This is a genomic window from Phenylobacterium sp., assembly GCF_035539035.1.
GTDB lineage: Bacteria > Pseudomonadota > Alphaproteobacteria > Caulobacterales > Caulobacteraceae > Phenylobacterium.
Genome location: NZ_DATLJI010000008.1, coordinates 82,713 through 101,117, shown reverse-complemented (window position 1 = coordinate 101,117; position 18,405 = coordinate 82,713). Strand labels below are relative to the sequence as shown.

At 69.3% G+C, this 18,405-nt stretch carries 18 protein-coding genes; 5 read left to right on the top strand and 13 right to left on the bottom strand.

What is annotated here, in order from left to right; translation table 11 throughout:
- Positions 1–19: 19 nt before the first annotated feature.
- A complete protein-coding gene (locus tag VM685_RS02510; RefSeq protein WP_325458530.1) occupies positions 20–1,948 on the bottom strand; it encodes a peptidase M61 in 1,929 nt (642 codons plus the stop codon).
- A 62-nt stretch (positions 1,949–2,010) separates the two neighbouring features.
- Here VM685_RS02510 and VM685_RS02505 point away from each other — a divergent pair, with 62 nt between their 5' ends.
- Positions 2,011–2,388, top strand: coding sequence for a Kazal-type serine protease inhibitor family protein (locus tag VM685_RS02505; RefSeq protein WP_325458529.1), 378 nt, complete (start codon positions 2,011–2,013; stop codon positions 2,386–2,388).
- A 66-nt stretch (positions 2,389–2,454) separates the two neighbouring features.
- Here VM685_RS02505 and glnA read toward each other — a convergent pair whose 3' ends face one another.
- Both glnA and VM685_RS02495 read right to left on the bottom strand, forming a co-directional pair.
- Positions 2,455–3,864, bottom strand: a complete 1,410-nt coding sequence (glnA, locus tag VM685_RS02500) for a type I glutamate--ammonia ligase (protein ID WP_325458528.1) — start codon at positions 3,862–3,864, stop codon at positions 2,455–2,457.
- A gap of 41 nt (positions 3,865–3,905) precedes the next feature.
- On the bottom strand, positions 3,906–4,244 hold the full coding sequence (locus tag VM685_RS02495; RefSeq protein WP_325458527.1) for a P-II family nitrogen regulator: 339 nt from the start codon (positions 4,242–4,244) through the stop codon (positions 3,906–3,908).
- Positions 4,245–4,480: 236 nt separating this feature from the next.
- On the opposite strand from VM685_RS02495, the gene VM685_RS02490 reads away from it, so the two are divergent.
- From VM685_RS02490 to VM685_RS02480, 3 genes are read left to right on the top strand one after another with little or no spacing between them, the layout of a single operon-like run.
- Positions 4,481–6,025 (top strand): acetyl-CoA acetyltransferase, encoded by a 1,545-nt coding sequence (locus VM685_RS02490; protein WP_325458526.1) that lies wholly within the window; start codon positions 4,481–4,483, stop codon positions 6,023–6,025.
- Positions 6,026–6,030: 5 nt separating this feature from the next.
- The gene (locus tag VM685_RS02485; RefSeq protein ID WP_325458525.1) at positions 6,031–6,600 is read left to right on the top strand and encodes a histidine phosphatase family protein; all 570 of its coding nucleotides are present in this window, start codon (positions 6,031–6,033) and stop codon (positions 6,598–6,600) included.
- 18 nt (positions 6,601–6,618) lie between these two features.
- Positions 6,619–8,070: an NAD(P)H-hydrate dehydratase gene (locus VM685_RS02480; RefSeq protein ID WP_325458524.1), complete on the top strand. Its 1,452-nt coding sequence runs from the start codon at positions 6,619–6,621 to the stop codon at positions 8,068–8,070.
- A gap of 71 nt (positions 8,071–8,141) precedes the next feature.
- Here the strand turns inward: VM685_RS02480 and rplI are convergent, their stop codons facing one another.
- Genes rplI through rpsF form a run of 3 tightly spaced genes read right to left on the bottom strand, consistent with a single transcriptional unit; the run spans position 8,142 to position 9,401 of the window.
- Complete coding sequence (gene rplI / locus VM685_RS02475; protein WP_325458523.1) at positions 8,142–8,729, bottom strand: 50S ribosomal protein L9; 588 nt, start codon at positions 8,727–8,729, stop codon at positions 8,142–8,144.
- A 13-nt stretch (positions 8,730–8,742) separates the two neighbouring features.
- A complete protein-coding gene (gene rpsR / locus VM685_RS02470; protein WP_325458522.1) occupies positions 8,743–9,027 on the bottom strand; it encodes a 30S ribosomal protein S18 in 285 nt (94 codons plus the stop codon).
- Entirely contained in the window at positions 9,027–9,401 is a 375-nt protein-coding gene (rpsF, locus tag VM685_RS02465; RefSeq protein WP_325458521.1) for a 30S ribosomal protein S6, read from the bottom strand. The genes rpsR and rpsF overlap by 1 nt, the downstream gene beginning before the upstream one ends.
- A gap of 332 nt (positions 9,402–9,733) precedes the next feature.
- Between rpsF and VM685_RS02460 the strand changes: the two genes are divergently transcribed.
- Positions 9,734–10,267, top strand: coding sequence for a DUF2059 domain-containing protein (locus tag VM685_RS02460; protein ID WP_325458520.1), 534 nt, complete (start codon positions 9,734–9,736; stop codon positions 10,265–10,267).
- A gap of 7 nt (positions 10,268–10,274) precedes the next feature.
- Here VM685_RS02460 and VM685_RS02455 read toward each other — a convergent pair whose 3' ends face one another.
- From VM685_RS02455 to VM685_RS02425, 7 genes are all read right to left on the bottom strand, one after another.
- Positions 10,275–10,811: a peroxiredoxin gene (locus tag VM685_RS02455; protein WP_325458519.1), complete on the bottom strand. Its 537-nt coding sequence runs from the start codon at positions 10,809–10,811 to the stop codon at positions 10,275–10,277.
- Positions 10,812–10,882: 71 nt separating this feature from the next.
- On the bottom strand, positions 10,883–12,190 hold the full coding sequence (locus tag VM685_RS02450) for a calcium-binding protein (RefSeq protein ID WP_325458518.1): 1,308 nt from the start codon (positions 12,188–12,190) through the stop codon (positions 10,883–10,885).
- An 89-nt stretch (positions 12,191–12,279) separates the two neighbouring features.
- Positions 12,280–13,191 (bottom strand): DUF4402 domain-containing protein, encoded by a 912-nt coding sequence (locus VM685_RS02445; RefSeq protein ID WP_325458517.1) that lies wholly within the window; start codon positions 13,189–13,191, stop codon positions 12,280–12,282.
- A 149-nt stretch (positions 13,192–13,340) separates the two neighbouring features.
- Entirely contained in the window at positions 13,341–16,115 is a 2,775-nt protein-coding gene (locus VM685_RS02440) for a hypothetical protein (protein ID WP_325458516.1), read from the bottom strand.
- Complete coding sequence (locus VM685_RS02435) at positions 16,096–17,010, bottom strand: hypothetical protein (protein ID WP_325458515.1); 915 nt, start codon at positions 17,008–17,010, stop codon at positions 16,096–16,098. Before VM685_RS02435 ends, VM685_RS02440 begins: the two co-directional genes overlap by 20 nt.
- Positions 17,007–17,528, bottom strand: a complete 522-nt coding sequence (locus VM685_RS02430) for a DUF4402 domain-containing protein (protein WP_325458514.1) — start codon at positions 17,526–17,528, stop codon at positions 17,007–17,009. The genes VM685_RS02435 and VM685_RS02430 overlap by 4 nt, the downstream gene beginning before the upstream one ends.
- Positions 17,529–17,592: 64 nt before the next feature.
- Positions 17,593–18,144, bottom strand: coding sequence for a DUF4402 domain-containing protein (locus VM685_RS02425; RefSeq protein WP_325458513.1), 552 nt, complete (start codon positions 18,142–18,144; stop codon positions 17,593–17,595).
- Positions 18,145–18,405: the final 261 nt, after the last annotated feature.

Here is an 18,405-nt window from a genome sequence, read left to right as displayed (position 1 = left end):
GAACCCGCGCGCAATGCGGCTACTTGCGCGCGGCGTAGATGGCGCTCAGCCGGTCCGGGGTTCCGGCGATCCGCTCCAGCCGGGGGTAACGCAGCCCGCCGCGGTAGTCGATGGACGCCGTGCGGAAGTGATCGCCCGACTTCACCAGGAGCTCGATGGGCTTGCCGCCCCTGGCGTCCTTGATCGCCTGCTTCAGCCGGTCGGCGTCGTAGGCGATGCCGTTCACGGCCACCACCCGCGCGCCCACGGCAAGACCTGCGTTGAACGCGGGGCTGTCCCAGAGCACGGACGTCGCTTCGCCCTCGCGGTTCAGGATCAGGCCCAGGGAATAGGTCAGGTTGGTGTTCTTGGCGTCGGCCTCGACGCTCTTCCAGGCGTCGGTGGGGGTGTCGGTGTAGACCAGCTTCCAGCCGCCGCGGGTGATGCCGTCGAGCGGGGCCTTCGGCGCCACCTCCCGCACCCGGGTCCGCAGGAACCCCGCCCAGTCGTGCGGCTCCACCGCGTTGAGCGCCGCGACCACGTCGTCGAAGGTGTAGGTCTTGGGCGTCCAGTCGCCGCTGGGCCCGCCGAAGAAGGTCCGGGCGAAGTCGTCCAGCGAGCGCTTCCCGCCGGACTTCTCCCGGATCAGGGTGTCGGCGTCGAGCCAGATGAGCTGGCCCTCGGAGTAGTAGTCCTCCGGCCGCTGCCAGGACTGCCAGGGCTCGGGCCGGCGGCCGGAGATCACCGGCTCCTGGCCGGTGTCCTCGAGCGGACGCCAGGCCCGGCCCGGACGATTCTCGTAGGTGGCCGCGGTCATGGCGAGGCTTTCCAGCGCCTCGTTGCGGCTCAGCATTCCGGAGCGGGCGCCCAGGACATAGCCCCAGTACTGGGTCTGGCCCTCGTAGACCCACAGCATGGAGCCGCGCATCGGCGTGGCGTAGGTGGGCGTCCACAGGTCGGCCGGGCGGCGGTACTTGCCGTTCCACGAGTGGACATATTCGTGGGGCAGCAGGTCGCGGTCGCCGAGCGCCTTCTTCCAGTCCGTGAAGTAGTTGGTGGAGACGCTGTTCTCGGACGAGCGGTGGTGCTCCAGCCCGATGCCGCCCAGCCGCTCGGTCACCGCCAGCAGGAACTCGTAGCGGTCGAAATGGCGCGCCCCATAGAGCTTGTCGGCCTGGTCGACGAGGTTGCGGTGCAGGCGGATCTGCTCGTCCGTGGGCGCCAGGTGCTCGGGCGCATCGGCGACGATGTTGAGCCGCACGGGGTAGCGGGCGCCCGGGTCGAGATCAATCTGCCGGAAATGTCGGCCTGCGAACATCGGCGAATCCACCAGGGTCTCGAAGTCCACCGGCTTGAAGCGCGCGACGCCCCCCTCGCTCGAGGCCGTGTCGAGCGCCACGCCGTAGCCCCAGCCGGCCGGCAGGCGCACGCTGGGCTCGACGGTGATCTGTCGGGTGAAGTGGCCGGCCGGATAGAGCGCCACCTGGTTCCACTGGAGGTTCAGCATCTCGGGCGTGATGACCACGCGGCCCTGGTTCGGGGCCGTGGGCGAGACGAACTGGAATTCCGCCACCACCTCGGCCGCGCCTTGCGGCACGTCCACGTGGAAGGCGTAGACGTCCACCGGATCGCGCTTCCAGGGCAGCACCCGGCCCCCCGCGCGGATCGTCAGGCCGGCCAGCTTGTCCACCTGGCCGCGCGGCGCGTGGTTGCCCGGCAGCCACTCGGGGAACAGCAGGGTCAGCCGGCCGGGCCGGGCCACGGGGATGGTCTCCTTCACCCGGTAGATGCGGCGCTGCACGTCGGTGGCGTCCACCTCCAGCTTGATCACGCCGGGGTAGGGGACGTCCTGGGCGGCGGGGATCGGCGGCGGCAGGTCCAGGGGCTGCGGCCCCTGGGCGGCGGCGGGCAGGGCGATGGCGAGCGCGAGGACGGCGGCGGAAAGCGCGGTGCGGTGTCGAAGGGTCATGCGTTGGGTTGTAGAGCGCGCCCGCCGCGCCCGGCAATCGTCGCCGGCGACAGGAGAGCCCCATGCCGATCCGATCCGCCCTCATCGCCCTGGCCGCCACGGGCCTCCTCCTGGCCGGCTGCCAGCAGTCCGCTGCGGAAGCTGGCCCTGGACCCCAGCCGCCGCCGCGCAGCGAGGCGCCCGGTCGTGGCGCCGACGCCGGCGGCATGTGCGGCGGCATCGCCGGCTTTTCCTGTCGCAACCCGAACGACTACTGCAAGCACCCCGAGGGCCAGTGCCGGGTGGCCGACGGCGCCGGCGTCTGCACGCCGAAGACGCCCATGTGCACCCGCATCTACCAGCCGGTCTGCGGTTGCGACGGCAAGACCTACGGAAACGCCTGCGAGGCAGGCGCGGCCGGCGCCAGCATCGACCACGCGGGCGAGTGCAGCGCGGCGTGAGGCCAAAGGAAAAGGGCCCGCGGATCGCTCCGCGGGCCCCTCGAACCTTGGATCAGCTTCCGCCGACTAGCACTTGAAGTACATGTCGAATTCCACCGGGTGCGGGTGGAGCTGGAGGCGCATGACCTCTTCCATCTTCAGCTCGATGTAGCTGTCGATGAAATCATCGTCCATGACGCCGCCCTTCTTGAGGAAGGCGCGGTCCTTGTCGAGGCTTTCCAGGGCTTCGCGCAGGGAGCCGCAGACCTCGGGGACCTTCTTCTGCTCGCGCGGCGGCAGGTCGTAGAGGTTCTTGTCCATGGCCGGGCCCGGATCGATCTTGTTCTCGATCCCGTCGAGGCCGGCCATCAGCAGGGCCACGAAGGTCAGGTAGGGGTTGCCCATCGGGTCGGGGAAGCGGGCTTCGATCCGCTTGGCCTTGGGGCTGTCCACGTGCGGGATGCGGATCGAGGCCGAGCGGTTGCGGGCCGAATAGGCCAGCTTCACCGGGGCTTCGTAGCCGGGCACCAGGCGCTTGTAGGAGTTGGTGGTCGAGTTCGAGAAGGCGTTGATCGCCTTGGCGTGCTTGATGATCCCGCCGATGTACCAGAGGCACAGGTCGGACAGGCCGGCGTACTTGTCGCCGGCGAACATCGGCTTGCCGTCCTTCCAGATCGACTGGTGGACGTGCATGCCCGAGCCGTTGTCGGCGAACATCGGCTTGGCCATGAAGGTCGCCGTCTTGCCGTAGGCGTGGGCCACGTTGTGGATCACGTACTTATAGAGCTGCATCCGGTCGGCCATGGTGATCAGGTCCGAGAACTTCAGCCCCAGCTCGTGCTGCGCCGGCGCCACCTCGTGGTGGTGCTTCTCGGGCTGCATGCCCAGCTCGCCCATGACCGCCAGCATCTCGCCGCGCAGGTCCTGGCCGGAGTCCACCGGGTTCACCGGGAAATAGCCGCCCTTCGGGCCCGGGCGGTGGCCCATGTTGCCTTCCGGATAGGCCTTGCCGGACGAGACCGGCAGTTCGGTCGAGTCGTAGGAGTAGAAGGTGTTGTGCGGGGCGGTGTCCCACCGCACGTCGTCGAACACGAAGAACTCGGCCTCGGGGCCGAAGAACACGGTGTCGCCGATGCCGGCCGACTTCACATAGTTCAGCGCCTGCTTGGCGATGGACCGCGGGTCGCGGTTGTAGGGGGTGTTGGTGTCCGGGTTCACCACGTCGCAGAACAGCACGAGCGTGGTCTGCTGGTAGAAGGGGTCGATGTGGGCGGTGGCCAGGTCCGGCCGCAGCTTCATGTCGGACTCGTTGATCGCCTTCCAGCCGGCGATCGACGAACCGTCGAACATGGTGCCGTCGGTGAGGAATTCGTCATCGACGAGGTCGATGTCGAAGGTCACGTGCTGCATCTTCCCGCGCACGTCGGTGAAGCGCACGTCGACGTATTTGACGTCCTTTTCCTTGATCTGGTTCAGGATGTCCTTGGCAGAAGCCATGTTCGTTATCCCCTTCTTGGTCCGGTCTCGATGGTTCTGGGTTAGACGGCCGCGGGCCCGGTCTCGCCGGTGCGGATGCGCATGACGTCGATGACGTCGCTGACGAAGATCTTGCCGTCGCCGATGCGGCCGGTCCGGGCGGCGGTGGAGATGGCCTCCATGGCGCGGTCCAGCTGGTCGTCGGCGACGACGACCTCGATCTTGATCTTGGGAAGGAAGTCGACGACGTACTCGGCGCCGCGGTAGAGCTCGGTCTGACCCTTCTGGCGGCCGTAGCCCTTGGCCTCGATCACCGTCATGCCCTGGACGCCCAGCTCCTGCAGGGCCTCCTTCACTTCGTCGAGCTTGAACGGCTTGATGATGGCTTCGATCTTTTTCATGGGCCCCGGCGTCAGACTGGGATGCGCCGCCCCGGCGCTCGCCGCGGACGGAGCACGGAGGGGGTCCGCGCCACAAGCCGATCCGGTTGCTTGCCGTCGCGGCCACCTGTGAAAATGACCAGGCGCCTAAGAAATGGGCGCCATCGGATCAAAAAATGATCATGCCGGAAATCGCCTTGTGAGGCGGGTTTCGGCCCCTAGGATCGCGGACCAAGTGCGTCGGGAGGCAGGTTGAGATGGGTGAAAACACCCCAGTTCTGATCGGGGCGGGCCAATTCACGTACCGGGGCGATCCGGCGGCCTCGCCGTCGCCCACCGCCCTGCTGAAGATTGCGGCGGAACGGGCGGCGCTCGACGCCGGCATCGGTCCCGCGGGCCTGGCCGGCGTCGATGCGCTGGCGGTCGTCGGCTACACGATCGACAGCCCGGGCTCCAAGCGCGGGATGATCCCGCATTCGGTCAACCCGCCCGCCAGCCTCGCGCGCCAGCTCGGCGCCGATCCCCGCTGGAGCGTCTATTCGGAGATGGGCGGCAACACGCCCCAGTACCTGATCAACACGCTTTGCGAGCGCATCGCCCGCGGCGAGGCCGACCTGGCGCTCACCGTCGGCTGCGAGTTCCTGGGCTCGGCCATGAAGCGGCTGGGGAAGGGGCTTTCCTTCGACGACTGGATCGCCGACGAGCCGGAGGACCTGCCGGCCCCGCAGCGGATCGGCGACCCGCGCGCCGGCTCGACGCCCTACGAAATCCGCCACGGGCTCTCGCGGCCGATCAACATCTATCCGATCTTCGAGAATGCGCTCCGCGCCCGCGACGGCCGCTCCCTCCCCGAGCACCAGCGCCGGATGGGCGAGCTGTTCGCCCGCTTCTCCGAAGTCGCGGTCGACAATCCCGAGGCCTGGTTCCCGACGAAGCGGACCCCGGAAGAGCTGGTCACCGTCTCCGAGAAGAACCGGATGATCGGCTTCCCCTATCCGAAGCTGCTCAACGCCATCATGGAGGTCGACCAGTCAGCGGGCGTGATCATCGCCAGCGAGCGCAAGGCCCGCGAGCTGGGCGTGCCGGAGGACCGCTGGGTCTATCTGCACGGCTGCGCCGACGCCGCCGACCTCTGGCACCCCCTGGACCGGCAGGACTTCCACTCCAGTCCCGCCATGCGCCGCACCGGCCAGAAGGCCTTCGCCATGGCCGGGATCGGCCTCGACCAGGTGGACCTGATCGACCTCTACTCCTGCTTCCCCGTGGCGGTGGAGATCGGCGCGGAGGAGCTGGGCCTGTCGCTGGACGACCCGCGGGGCCTCACGGTCACCGGCGGGCTGCCCTACGCCGGTGGGCCCGGCAACAACTACGTCATGCACTCGGTGGCGGTGATGCTGCAGAAGCTGCGGGCCAGGCCCGGGGCCTATGGCCTGATCACCGGCAACGGCTGGTACCTGACCAAGCAGTCGACCGGCATCTATTCCACCCGGCGGCCCGACAAGCCGTTCGAGCGCGAGGACCCGGCGGTGCTGCAGCGGGAGATCGACGCCCTGCCGCATCCCGAGATCGTCGAGCTGCCGAGCGGGCGGGGGACCATCGAGACCTACACCGTCGTCCACAAGCGCGAGGGACCGTTCCTCGGCATCGTCGTGGGCCGCGACGAGGCCGGCCGCCGCTTCGCCGCCAACACCCCCGACGATCCCGCCTTCCTGGCCGCCTTCGAAGCCCAGGAGCAGGTGGGCCGCACCGGGACCGTCCGCCAGGCCGGGGACGGCCAGCCCAACCTCTTCGTCCCGGATTGAGCCTCATGCCGCGCCTCTACCTGATCCGCCACGGCAAGCCGGCCTCGACCTGGGGCGGGGCTGACGACGATCCCGGCCTCGACGAGACCGGCCAGGCCCAGGCGGAAGCCGCCCGCGACTGGCTGCTGGCGCTGCCGCCCGGCGAGCGGCCGGAGCGGGTGGTGAGCTCGCCGCTCCGCCGCTGCCAGGAGACCGCAATGCCCACCGCCCGGGCGCTGGGGGTCACGGTCGAGGTCGATCCCATGGTCGGCGAGATCCGCACGCCCCAGGCGCTCGCCGCCGAGGAACGGCCGGGCTGGCTGCGGCAGGCGTTCCAGGGGACCTGGGGCGAGATCCGCGGCGACCTCGACTACGACGCCTGGCGTCGGGGCATCGTGGCGTCCCTGCATCGCCGGGGCGACACCGCGGTGTTCTCGCACTTCGTGGCGATCAATGCGGTGGTCTCGCACCTCACCGACGACCCGCGTGTGGTGAGCTTCCGGCCGGACCACGCTTCCGTCACTGTGCTCGAAACCGACGGCGAGAGCTTGACGCTGGTGGCCAAGGGGCGCGAAGCCACGACCGGGGTCCTCTAGACAACAACGGAGTCGGGCTTGCCGGCGCGCCAGATCCTCACGACCGCCGAGACCGCCCAGGCGGACCAGGCGGCGATCGCCGCCGGCACGCTGGGCGCGGTGCTGATGGAGCGGGCCGGTACGGCCGTCGCCGACGCCATCTGCGCCCGCTTCCGGCCCAAGCCCACCGCCGTGCTGTCCGGGCCCGGCAACAACGGCGGCGACGGCTATGTGGTGGCGCGGGTGCTGAAGTCCCGCGGCTGGAACGTGTGGGTGGAACGCCTCGCCGAACCCACGACCGACGACGCCCGCGCGGCCGCGGCCGCTTGGACCGGCGAAACCCTGGAACTCGGGCAGTCCGGCCGCACGGCCGAGCTTCTCGTGGACGGCCTGTTCGGCGCCGGCCTGGCCCGGCCGCTCGAGGGCGAGGCGGCCCGCCTGGCGCGCGCCAGCCACCGCCTGCGCGACCGGGTCGTGGCGATCGACGTGCCGAGCGGGGTCTCCGGCGACACCGGCCGGCCGCTCGGGGAGGCGGCCTTCTGCGCGGCGCTGACGGTGACCTTCCACGCCCGCAAGCCCGCCCACGTCCTGGAGCCGGGCCGGGGAGCCTGCGGCGAGGTCGTGGTGGCCGACATCGGCCTCGGCGAGACGAAGGCCCAGCTGTTCGAGAACGGCCCGGAGCTGTGGCTGGAGCGCTTCCCCTGGCCCGACGCCGCCTCCCACAAGCACGCCCGCGGGCGGCTGATCGTGGTCAGCGGCGAGGCCTGGAGCACCGGGGCGGCGCGGCTCGCGGCGCGCGGCGGCCTGCGCATCGGCGCGGGCCTCGTCACCATCCATGCGCCGCCGGAGTCCCTGGCCTCCAACGCCGCCCACCTCGAGGCGGTGATGCTGCGGCCCTTCGAGACCGACCTGGAGCTGGAACAGGCGGCCGCCGACGTGGACGCCGCGGTGATCGGGCCCGCGGCCGGGGTCGGCGAGACGACGCTGATGAACGTGCTCGCGCTCGCGCGCACCGGCGCGGCCCTGGTGCTGGACGCCGACGCCATCACCGTCTTCCGGGACGATCCGGAGGAGCTGTTCTCGGTCCTCGACCGCGACGACGTGCTGACGCCTCATCCGGGCGAGTTCGAGCGGTTGTTCCCCGGGGTCCTGGCCGCCGCGCCGGAGCGGATCACCGCCGCGCGCCGCGCCGCCGAACGGGCAGGGGCTGTCGTCCTGCTGAAGGGACCCGACACCGTGGTGGCTGCGCCCGACGGGCGCGCGGCGGTGAACCTCAATGGCTCGCCTTGGCTCGCCACGGCCGGCTCCGGCGACGTGCTGGCGGGCTTCATCGGCGGACTGGTCGCCCAGGGCATGGAGAGCTTCGAGGCCGCCTGCGCGGCCGCCTGGATCCACTCCGAGGCCGCGGAGCTGCATGGCCCCGGCCTGATCTCCGAAGACCTCCCCGGTCTCGCGCCGGGCGTCCTGCGCCGCCTCTACGACGAGCGGTAGCCGAACACGAAAAACGGCGCGGAGATCGCTCTCCGCGCCGTCATTTTCGCGCCTCGAGGGCCGCCGGAGCCTCAGGCCTCGACGTAGTTGCCTTCGATCGAGCCGGCGCCGCCTTCGAGGAGGTCGGCCGCGGCTTCTTCGGCCGCGATGCGCTCTTCCTCGAACTGCGAGCTGATGACGTTCTCGCCGCGCGCCTGGCGCTCGGCTTCGTCCTGGCTGCGGGCGATGTTGAGGGTGACGGTCACGGTGACTTCCGCGTGCAGGCGGACCTTCACCTCGTGGACGCCGAGCGTCTTGATCGGCTTGTCCAGCACGACCATCGCACGTTCGACCTTCTGGCCGCCCTCGGCGTTGATCGCGTCGGCCACGTCGCGGCCGGCGACCGAACCGTAGAGCTGGCCGCTTTCGCCCGCCTGACGGATCAGGATGTAGGACGTGCCGTCCAGGCTCTCGCCGGACTTCTCGGCGGCGGCCTTGGCCTTGGCGTTGCGGGCTTCGATGTCGGCGCGCTGGCCTTCGAAGACCTTCAGGTTCGCCGAGGTGGCGCGCAGCGCCTTGGAGCGCGGCAGAAGGTAGTTGCGGGCGTAGCCGTCCTTGACGTTGACGACGTCGCCGAGGCCGCCCCAGCCTTCCACGCGTTCGAGCAGAATGACTTTCATGTGCCTGTGCTCCTTACTTCACGACGTAGGGGAGCAGGGCCAGGAAGCGGGCGCGCTTGATGGCCTTGGCCAGCTCACGCTGCTTCTTGGCGGACACCGCGGTGATCCGCGACGGCACGATCTTGCCGCGCTCGGAAACGTAGCGCTGCAGGAGCTTGACGTCCTTGTAGTCGATCTTCGGGGCGTTGGCGCCGGAGAACGGGCACACCTTGCGGCGGCGGAAGAACGGACGGCGCTGGCCGCCCGCGGAAGCGCCGGCGGCCGGAGCGGCCGGGGCGTCGTTGGTCACGTCGGTCATCAGAAGGCCCCTTCGCGAGCGGGCATGTCATCGCGGCGTTCGCGGTCGCGATCGCGGCGGGCGAGGATCGGGGACAGCTCGAGATCCAGCTCGTCCACGCGGACGGTCATGTAGCGCAGCACGTCTTCGTTGATCGACAGCTGGCGCTCCATCTCCTTCACGGCGTCGGCCGGGGCGTCGATGGCGAGAAGGGAGTAGTGACCCTTGCGGTTCTTCTTGATCCGGTAGGTCAGGTTGCGCAGACCCCAGTACTCGATCTTGGCGACGTTACCGCCGCCTTGTTCGATGAGGGCCTTGAGCGTGTCGTTGAGGGCTTCGGCCTGTTGCGGCGAGATATCCTGCCGCGAAATGACCACGTGTTCGTAGAGGGCCATAGGTTCCTTCTTCCGTTGGTGGAGGGCGGCGCGTCCGGCGGCGGAAGTCCGCCGGAAACGATGGCTCTCTGCGCGGCGGCCGGGAGTTTCCCGACCCATTCGCGTTCCGCGTGAGACCGCCTTCCGTGAAGAGGCGGGCAAATAGGCGAAAAAGGCTGTGGGAGCAAGGGCTTTCCCCCTTGTCGGCCCCGGTCGGTTATGGTCGAGGCTGCCCCGGGGGAGGGGCCTCATGCGACGCAACCGGATTCTCGCCGCCATGCTCTCGGTGCTGCTGGGCGCGGGCCTCTACCTCGCCGCCAAGGCGCTGTTCCTCTAGCCCGAAAGGCCCGTTCGTGCTCGTCAGGTCCCTTCTCGCCGCCGTCGCGCTTGCCCTGGCTTCGACCACGGTCGTCCGGGCGCAGCCGGCGCCACCGCCCGCCTCGGCGGCCGAGGCCGGTCCCCGCGCGGAGGCCCTCGTCCGGCGCGTCCTCAAGGCCATGGACTTCGAGAAGCAGATCGACGTCGTCGTGACGGCCATGCTGCCGGTGATGCAGGAGCGGATCGCCAAGGAGCACCCGGAGATCACCGCCGCCCAGCACGGCGTGCTCGCAGAGACCACGCTCGAGGCCATGCGCGAGAGTTTCGTGCCGGAGATGCTGGAAGCAGTCATCCCCATCTACGCCGCCACCTACTCCGAGGCCGAACTGGAGGCGATGGCGACCTTCTACGAAAGCCCGGTGGGCCGCTCGATCCTGGACAAGACTCCCACGCTCGCTCCCAAGGTGGCCAAGGCCACCCAGGGCCTCATCCCCAGGCTGGCTGATGAGATGCTGATCCGCGTCTGTCAGAAGCTCGACTGCGAAGCGCCGAAGACGCGGCCCTCCTGAGAGCGGCCTACTTCTTCTTGATGGACTTCACCGCGCCGAGCGTCTGGGCCACGTGCTCGCTGGGGTCCAGCTTGGAATAGGCGTGCACGATCTGGCCGCTCGGCGAGATCACGTACGAGGTGCGGTCCGACCAGTCCGGCTTGGCGGCGAGGACCGCGTCATAGCTCCGGGCGATCTTCGCGCCCGGATCGGCGGCCACCGGGAACTTGCCCGAGCACTTGTCGCTGTCGGCGGAGATCTGCTGCAGCTTGTCGAGGTTGCCGGCGGTGACGCCGATCACCGTCGCGCCCGCGGCCGCGAACTGCGGCATGGCGTCGGCGAACATCTTGGCCTCGAGGTTGCAGCCCTTGGTGTCGGCCGCCGGGAAGAAATAGAGCACCACCGGCCCCTTCTTCCGCGCCTGGGCGAGGGAGAAGGTGAGGGGCTTGCCGGCCTGGAAGCCGGGCGCGGTGAAGTCGGGCGCCTTGTCGCCGGCCTTCAGGGCCGCCGAGGCGGGCGTGGCGGCGAGCGCGGCGAGCGCGAGGATGGACGCAAGACGCTTCATGACGACGTTCTCCGGAGGCTTCACCTGCCCTTATACGGCGACGTTAGCCCGGCGGATGCGCCGAGGCGAGCCTAGACGAAGAGGAAGTCGTCGATCGCCAGCGACGACAGCTTCACGTTCTTCAGGGTGAGGCTGTTGTCGGCGTCATAGGTGATCACCACGTCCTTCCCGACCTGCTGGGCGTGGGCCATGAGGTCGTCGAAGCTGCCGAACATCGACGGCGACATCTGGATCACCTCGTTCTTAGCGTCGAAGTCGGTGAGCACGTCGCGGCCGAAGTCGGCGCCGAAGACGAAGCGGTCGGGGCTGTTGCCGCCGGTGATGGTGTCGGCGCCGGCGCCACCGGCCAGGGTGTCGGGACTGTTGCCGCCCTCGAGGCGGTCGTCGCCGGCCCCGGCGTCCAGCCAGTCGCTGCCGTTGCCGCCCAGCAGCTTGTCCTTGCCGTCGCCGCCGCAAAGGGAGTCCGTCCCGTTGCCGCCGTCGAGCGTGTCGGGGCCGCCCAGGCCGCAGACGGTGTCGCCGCTGTTGCCGCCGAACATCCGCTCGCCCTGCAGCGTGCCGGTCAGGTTCTGGGGATGGTTACCGCCGCGGATGTCGGGGCCCAGGCCCACAGGCTGCAGGGTCACCTTCACGATCTCGGCCGGGGAATACTCCGCCCCGTCGAACGCCCGGTACTGGAAGGTCACCACCCGCGGGGCGGTGAGGTCGCCGTCGCCCGGCTGCGGCTGGACGTAGAAGGTCCCGTCGGCGTCCAGCACCACGCCCGCCGGCAGCGTCCCCACCGGCACGAAGGTCAACGCCTGGCCGTCGGGGTCGGTCGCGGCGAGCTGGCCGGTGAAGGTCTGGCCCCCGGTGATCTGGCCAGTGAAGGGATCGGCGTCGGGCGGATTGTTCAGGTTGAGCGTTAGGTTGTCGAAGGCGCCCCAGCCGGTGCCGAGGTTGGTGAACCAGTTGAGCTCCACCAGCCCCGCGGCGAAGGCGGCCGGCAGGGTCACCGTCTGGAAGTTGTCGATGTTGTCGGTGGTGAATTGATAGGTGACGAGGTTGCCGTCGGCCTTCACGCCCGTGAAGTAGAACTCCACCACCGAGGTGCCGGTCACCGGCGTGGTGCCGTTCCAGCCCGTGAAGCTGAAGCCGTTCACCTGGATCGAGGTCGCCCCGAAGGCCGCGCCATTGCTGGCCTTCACCACGACCGTATCGGTGGCGTACTGGTTGATGAGGTAGCCGCCGGTGCCCAGGTCGTTGATCGCGGCCTGGTTCCAGAAGGCGTCGCTGTAGCCGTTGTTCTGGGTGACCACCGTGGAGAAGGTGAAGCCCTGCTCCGCATAGGTCGGGAACAGCCCGTCAGGGATGTTTTCGAACTGGATCGTGACCGGCATGGGCGCCCCCCAGGTGTCTCAATTCATGACAGCCTCGCCCGCGGGTTCGACCGTCCGGTTTGCGGCGGAGCAAGAGATGCGCCGCCAGGCTAATTGTACGCGACCGTGACGGTGAAGGTCCCGGAATAGACCCCCGACTGCGTCGACGAACTGATCGGGAAGGACCCCCCGACGAAGAAGTTGTAGGTCCCCGAATTGCCCAGGATGGAGCTCAGCGTCGGGGTGGCCGTGAGGTTGTTGTTGGTGGTCACCGTGAGCGTCGAGCTCGACGGGCCGGTCATGTTGAAGGTGGTCGGGATGTTGATCGACAGCGTCTGGCCGCCTTCGCCCGTGACGGTGTAGGCCGCACGCGTCGCCGCCGGCAGGTTCATCCAGGCGACGCCGGGCGGGAAGGTCTTGGCCGCATTGGAGGCCGCCAGCGCCACCGTGCCGCTGCCGCTCAGCGGCCTCACGATGCGGCCGAAATAGAGGTCGGCGGTCTTGGCCAGCGAGATCGAGCGGAAGACGGTGGCCACCGCCGTGCCGGAGCCGGAGACCGAGCCGGTGGGCGTGTTCGGGGCGGCCGCCACCCAGACGTAGAAGGCCGAGGACGCCGAACCGGTGGTCGACCCGGAGTCGTCGCCGGCGATCGGGAAGTCGGCCCCGACGTAGAAGGTCTTGGACGAGTTCTTGCCGACCGGCCCGATGCGGAAGTTGATCGGGTTCGAGCCGCTCGGCGCCACCGCCAGGGTGGCCGTGCCCATGGAGACCTGGAAGTTGGTCAGCTGGCGGCCGCGGCCGGTGAACGTGCCGGCGCCGATGCGCACGTTCACCTGGGTGGAGTTGCACGAGCCCTGATTGCCGCAACTGACGGTCACCGTGGCCCGGGAGGTCCCGGTGGCCACGCGCGCGCCGGAGCCCGACTGCTTGGTGATCGCGCCCGTGGAGGGGGCGATGCGGAAGACGGTGTTTCCCGAAGCGCCAGAGGCCACCCGGCCCAGGTTCGGCGTGCTGCTCGACACCCCGACACCGAGAGTCTGTGCGGCCGCCCCGCCAGCATTCGCCAGCAGGAGAGCTGCAATCGAGAGTTGCGTTATACTCGTCAACGGACGCATGCGGGGCTCATAACACCTTCTGTGCAGCAAGTGCACCCAGACAAGACGCGTCAAATCTACTCGGTTTGCTGAGCATTCTCTTGCGGCCGTGGCGCGAATTTCACTTCCGCCATGATGTCGGGGGCGAAGCCGCCGTCGCCGGTGATGGTGACGCTGGCCGGTGCGGCCAGGCTCATGCGCAGGCGCTGCGCCTGCTCCGGATCGAGCTCCAGGCGATAGGTCCCCACCGGCAGGTTCTGGAACGCCGCCGAGCCGTCGAACTCGGTGGTCGCCTCCAGCACGACGCCGTTGTCCCCGACGAGCCGGATCTGGGCGGCGGAGAGCCCGACCATCGCGCCGTCGGCCCGGCGCAACTGGATGGTGACGATCACCTCGCCGGTCGGCTTCATGGGATAGCGCACCGTGGTGAAGCTGCCCGCCCGAGGCGAGAACTGGATGGTGCTGGGCGGCGTCTGGACCTGGGTGTTCTCCACCTCGTCCAGGCCGACCAGCAGCCGTCCGGTCGGCCCGGCGCCCAGGCCGGTGACGAAGGCGCGGCCGTCCGCGCCGGTGCGGATCTTCACCTCGGCGCCTTCGAGCGTCACGTTCGGCACCGGCTGGTCGTCGCCGTCGAAGACGCCGTTGCCGTTCTTGTCGAGGAAGGCCTCGAACAGCAGGCTGCCGCCGGAGCCGGGACCGGGGCGGGTGATCCGGTACCCGCCGGCCACGGGATTGTAGTTGAGGCCGAAGTTGAGCTGCGCGCCGAGGCGCCAGCTCTGGTCGCTGTTGTTGTAGTCGGCGTTCACGGAGAAGTCGGCCATCCGCAGCTTGAAGATGCCGGCCGCGGTCAGGCTGAAGCTGGAGGCGTCGTCGAGCGCCTGGCCGAGCCCCAGCCGCAGGGCCACGGTCTCGGAGATGTCGCGGTCGGCGGTGATCGCCAGCGAGCGGGCCTTCAGCTCCGGCAGGATCTCGAAGTCGACCGTGGAGCGAAGCTGCCATTTGTAGCCGCGGAAGGTGGAGCCCGCGAAATAGCCATTGAGGCGCTGGACTGTGTTCCCGAGCCCGGTCGTGCGCTGGTACTCCACGCCGGCCGAGACCAGGACGCTTGCGGCGGTCGTGGAGGCCCGCGCCGAGGCCGCCATGTCGACGAGGCCGTCGGCGTATTCGTTGCGCAGCCCGCGGATCGAGAGCGGCACCACGTGGCGGGCGACCTCGAGGTTGCCGTCGAAGGTCATCTCAGTGCGGCGCGACATCGCCCGCGTCAGGTCCGCGCTGGGGCCGTTCTCGTCGATGAAGCCGCCCTGGAACTCGGCGTGACGGAGCACGGTCGAGACGCCGAACACCTGGCCCGCGAGCCCCAGGGCCACCGCGGAGCGGTCGTCGTCGTCGTAGGCCAGGTCGACCTGCGTGGCGAAGCCGAACAGGGAGGTCCGCACCCCGACGTTGTAGAGCTGCCGATAGCTGTCCGGCGCGCCCGTGGGGATCAGGGCCGCCGCCGCGTTCAGCGTCAGGGTGGACGTGAGGCCATAGTTCACCGAGCCCACCGCCCGCCAGCCGCCGCGCGCCGGACTGATCTGCTCGTCGGGGCCCGGTGGGCGCAGGACGAGCAGGGGCTCCTCCTGTTGGACGACGCCCACCTCCAGGGTGGCCTCGCCGCGCCGCAGCACGCCGCCCCCGACGTTGATGATCCGGGTGTTCTCGCTGCGCTCGCCGCGCGGGCCGTAGGTGACGACGCGGACGACGTTGATGCCCTGCGACAGAGGCACGTTGAGGAATTCGTAGCGGCCCTGGGCCGGGGTGTTCTGGCCGCTGCGCAGGATATTGTTGACGTAGAGCTCCACGTCGTAGCCCAGCGGCAGCTCGCCGCGCAGGTCGATGCGGTTGAAGATGTTGGTCTGGTCGAGCGGGACCGTGGAGATGATCAGGCCGCGCCCCCCGATGCTGCGCGGCCCCACGGACAGACCCGGGGTGAAGACGTCGCCGACGCCGATGGTGCGCGCCTTCAGCGGGCCGAGCAGGCGGCCCTCGATCGAGCGGCGCTCCAGGACGAAGCGGGCGGTGGACGGCTCGCCGCGCTCGTCGGAGCCCACATAGCCCTGGAAGCCGGTGTAGAGCAGGTCCGCGCCGATCCGGACGTCGTAGCGCACCGGCGTGCGGTTCTCGGAGTTCTCCAGGCCCATGCCGAAGGCCACGTCGAAGGCCGGCATGCTGAACAGCCGATAGGGCGTCTCGACCTTGAAGATCTCGTCCTTCTGCTGGAAGTTCTGCAGGCTGTCGCGACGGCGCGCCATGCGCTGCATGCGGCTCTGGACCGGCAGCAGTTCCTTGGCGGTGATCTTCAGCGCCAGCGATTCCGGATCCACCTCGAAGGTCACCGGCAGCAGACGCTGGAGCGCCGAGGCGCGGACGTAGAGCTCGGTCTCGGTGACCGCCACGTCGGCCAGGGAGAGCGGTACGTTGCGCGGGCCGTCCTTGGCCGTGCCGCTGGCGAGGTCGACCACGAGCGAACGGCGCTCCTCGCCCAGGCGCCCGATGATCCGGCGCTCGGCGGGCAGCACCTCGACGTCCATCTCCAGCAGCCGGGTGAGTTCGCCCACCGGAAGCAGCGGGTCCTCGGGCGCGTCGTAGGCGGCGAGCCCGTCGGTGAGGGTGAGGTCGTCGAGTTCGACGAAGAGGAGCAGCAGGCTGGCCGGATCGATCTCGACCGGCCGATCTACGGTGCTGACGGAAGCCTGGGCGGGCGCAGGGACGGGAGGCGCGGCGGCCTCAGCGGCCGCGCCAGGGGTCGCGCGGAGAATGGCAAGTGCGGCGGTGGCAGACCACGCAACGCACCTACGGCGCCTGTTTCGCAAGGAGTTTGCCCGGAGACGTGTCGTCGTCTGTGAACGTGATCTCGAGCTTCTCCCCGGCCGCCGGCGCGCGGGTGAGCGGGACCCGGATGGTCCGACGATCGACTTCCGGATAGACGCCGACGCCCCGGGCGATGCCCACGACCTCGGTCTTGCCCACCGGCCGGATCTCGATGTTGCCGAACAGCGAGTTGGCGCCGAGACGAACGACCTCGAAGGTCATGATCGGCGTGCGACGCGGCGCGCTCTGCCCTTCCTGCGGCAGGTCGGCGTACTCCAGGCGCGCGTTCTCGATGGACGCGCGCACATCGGTGTCGCCGACCCGGATGATGGCCGGGATGCTCAGGCCGAAGACCGAGTTGATCTGGAAGCGGAGTTCGTTGGGCCCGATGCCGGCGGCGGCCTCTGCGGTGAGGCCCGCATCGCGCGGCGGAATGGTGGTGATGGTCAGGTGGCTGCGGTACTCGCCGGTCGCCCCTTCGGGGAGGTTGGTGACCCGCAAGCGGATCGTCTGGCCCTGGCCGGGCGCCAGCGTGACCCGCCGGGGCGAGATCAGCAGCATGCCCTGGGCCGACTTCACCTTGTCGGCGAAGGGCTTCGCCTCGGGGCGCTGCGCGGTGTCGGTGAGGGCGACGATCTGGCCGTCCGGCAGCATGGCGCGGTCCACCATGGCGACGTCGAAGGTCGCCGCGGCGTTGCCCTGGTTGTAGATGTAGACCGTCGCCGAACGGCGGTTCCGGTCGAACGTCACCCGCTTGGGCGAGATGTTCAGGTTCGCGCCGACGGTGGTGACCGTCGCGGCGGGCGGCGCCGCAGGGGCGGCGGGCTGGGCGAAGGCTTCAGCCGCGCCGAGCAGGGCCAGGGCGGCGAAGGCGGCGGGGAGGGCGACGCGGGTCAATTGTATTGAACCACGACAACCAGGAGGCCTTCATAGGCGCCGGGCGCCAGGGGTTCGGCCGAGGCCAGCGAGATCGCTCCGCCGACGTTCACGCTCATGGTGTTGCCGCCCATGAGGGAGCCGGCGAGCACGACGCCGTCGCTCGACAGGCCGAATTCGGCGTTGGTGTTGGTCTTGACAGTCAAGGCTTCAGTCCCCCCGGCGCGGACGACCGTGAAGCTCTCGGGCACGGCCATCGACACTGCATCCCCAGCCTGACCACTAATGGTTAAGGTGGCGTTGCTCAAGGGGGCTGCACCAGGGGTTGCGCCGCGCGAGCGCGGGAGCCCGCCGTTCGGCGCGACGGCCGTGGCCGTCACGCTCGGCAGCACGAGCGGGCTGACGATCTGAACGCTGGCGCGCTGGGTGATCCGGGCGGCGACCGCGCCGTCGGCGCGGCTGAGCGCGAACGCCTGGGCGCAGCACGCGAGCGCGGCAAGGCCGACGCCGATCAGAAGGGGCGCACGTTTCATGGTCATCACCTAGCCCCGCACCAGTTTACCGGAGCTGAACGCGCGGGGCGTCCAGCTCCGGAAATCAGGATCAGTTGTAGGTGACCGTGAGGGTCATGGTGCCCGTGTAGGCGCCCGGAACGGTCGTGTCGGTGATGTCGAACTCGCCGCCGGCGTAGAGCAGCTGGGTGGCCGCGGAGTAGGCCGCGCCGGGCAGGCCGCCGACCGTACCGCTATCCACGGCGAACTCGGGCGTGAAGGAGATGGTCTCCGAACCGCCCGTACGGGTCAGGTTGAAAGCGGTCGTCGAGCCGGAAAGGGTGTAAGCGCGGCCGCCGTCACCGGTGATGGTGAACTGGCCGCGGCTGCCCTGGGCTTGGACAATGGCGGTGCCGCCGTCGACCGAAACCGGGCTGGTCGCCGCCGTCGGGTCCAGTTCGATCGTGGAGGTGCCCGTCGTATTCGGGCGGGCCACGGTGCCGAAGTTCACGTCGTTGTCCTTCGTGATGGCGATCGGCTGGATGATGCTGGCGCTGACGGTGGCGCTGTCCGTGTCCGTGGATTGGGCGCTGGCGGCGGTGGCCATACCCGCCAGAATGACGGCGCTGCCGGCGCCGATGAGGAGGTTCCGAAGGGTATTCATTTTAGCCCCTGGCGTGTGATGGGTTGATCTGTTGAACGCGATGCTTGGTCTGCTGGAGACTTGGGAAGCTTCTCGGGGACCGCCATCTACCGCGGCGGTTACCTTCGAAACGTCTGGTTGCAAGTCGCCACTTTAACCGACGATTATCCATGCGCCCTCTAGAGGTGTCCCTGCCTACTGTCAAGATTGTCGGTCGGCGGTAACCACATTAGAGGGGCTCCAAGTCCAAAGTCCCGAACTGAAACACTGGCCCTGGAGCAA

What these genes read in the sequence shown, in the direction of transcription:
- VM685_RS02510 (WP_325458530.1), bottom strand. Translation starts at nt 1,948, where the DNA reads ATGACCCTTCGACACCGCACCGCGCTTTCCGCCGCCGTCCTCGCGCTC.
- VM685_RS02505 (WP_325458529.1), top strand. Translation starts at nt 2,011, where the DNA reads ATGCCGATCCGATCCGCCCTCATCGCCCTGGCCGCCACGGGCCTCCTC.
- glnA (WP_325458528.1), bottom strand. Translation starts at nt 3,864, where the DNA reads ATGGCTTCTGCCAAGGACATCCTGAACCAGATCAAGGAAAAGGACGTC.
- VM685_RS02495 (WP_325458527.1), bottom strand. Translation starts at nt 4,244, where the DNA reads ATGAAAAAGATCGAAGCCATCATCAAGCCGTTCAAGCTCGACGAAGTG.
- VM685_RS02490 (WP_325458526.1), top strand. Translation starts at nt 4,481, where the DNA reads ATGGGTGAAAACACCCCAGTTCTGATCGGGGCGGGCCAATTCACGTAC.
- VM685_RS02485 (WP_325458525.1), top strand. Translation starts at nt 6,031, where the DNA reads ATGCCGCGCCTCTACCTGATCCGCCACGGCAAGCCGGCCTCGACCTGG.
- rplI (WP_325458523.1), bottom strand. Translation starts at nt 8,729, where the DNA reads ATGAAAGTCATTCTGCTCGAACGCGTGGAAGGCTGGGGCGGCCTCGGC.
- rpsR (WP_325458522.1), bottom strand. Translation starts at nt 9,027, where the DNA reads ATGACCGACGTGACCAACGACGCCCCGGCCGCTCCGGCCGCCGGCGCT.
- rpsF (WP_325458521.1), bottom strand. Translation starts at nt 9,401, where the DNA reads ATGGCCCTCTACGAACACGTGGTCATTTCGCGGCAGGATATCTCGCCG.
- VM685_RS02455 (WP_325458519.1), bottom strand. Translation starts at nt 10,811, where the DNA reads ATGAAGCGTCTTGCGTCCATCCTCGCGCTCGCCGCGCTCGCCGCCACG.
- VM685_RS02450 (WP_325458518.1), bottom strand. Translation starts at nt 12,190, where the DNA reads ATGCCGGTCACGATCCAGTTCGAAAACATCCCTGACGGGCTGTTCCCG.
- VM685_RS02430 (WP_325458514.1), bottom strand. Translation starts at nt 17,528, where the DNA reads ATGACCATGAAACGTGCGCCCCTTCTGATCGGCGTCGGCCTTGCCGCG.
- VM685_RS02425 (WP_325458513.1), bottom strand. Translation starts at nt 18,144, where the DNA reads ATGAATACCCTTCGGAACCTCCTCATCGGCGCCGGCAGCGCCGTCATT.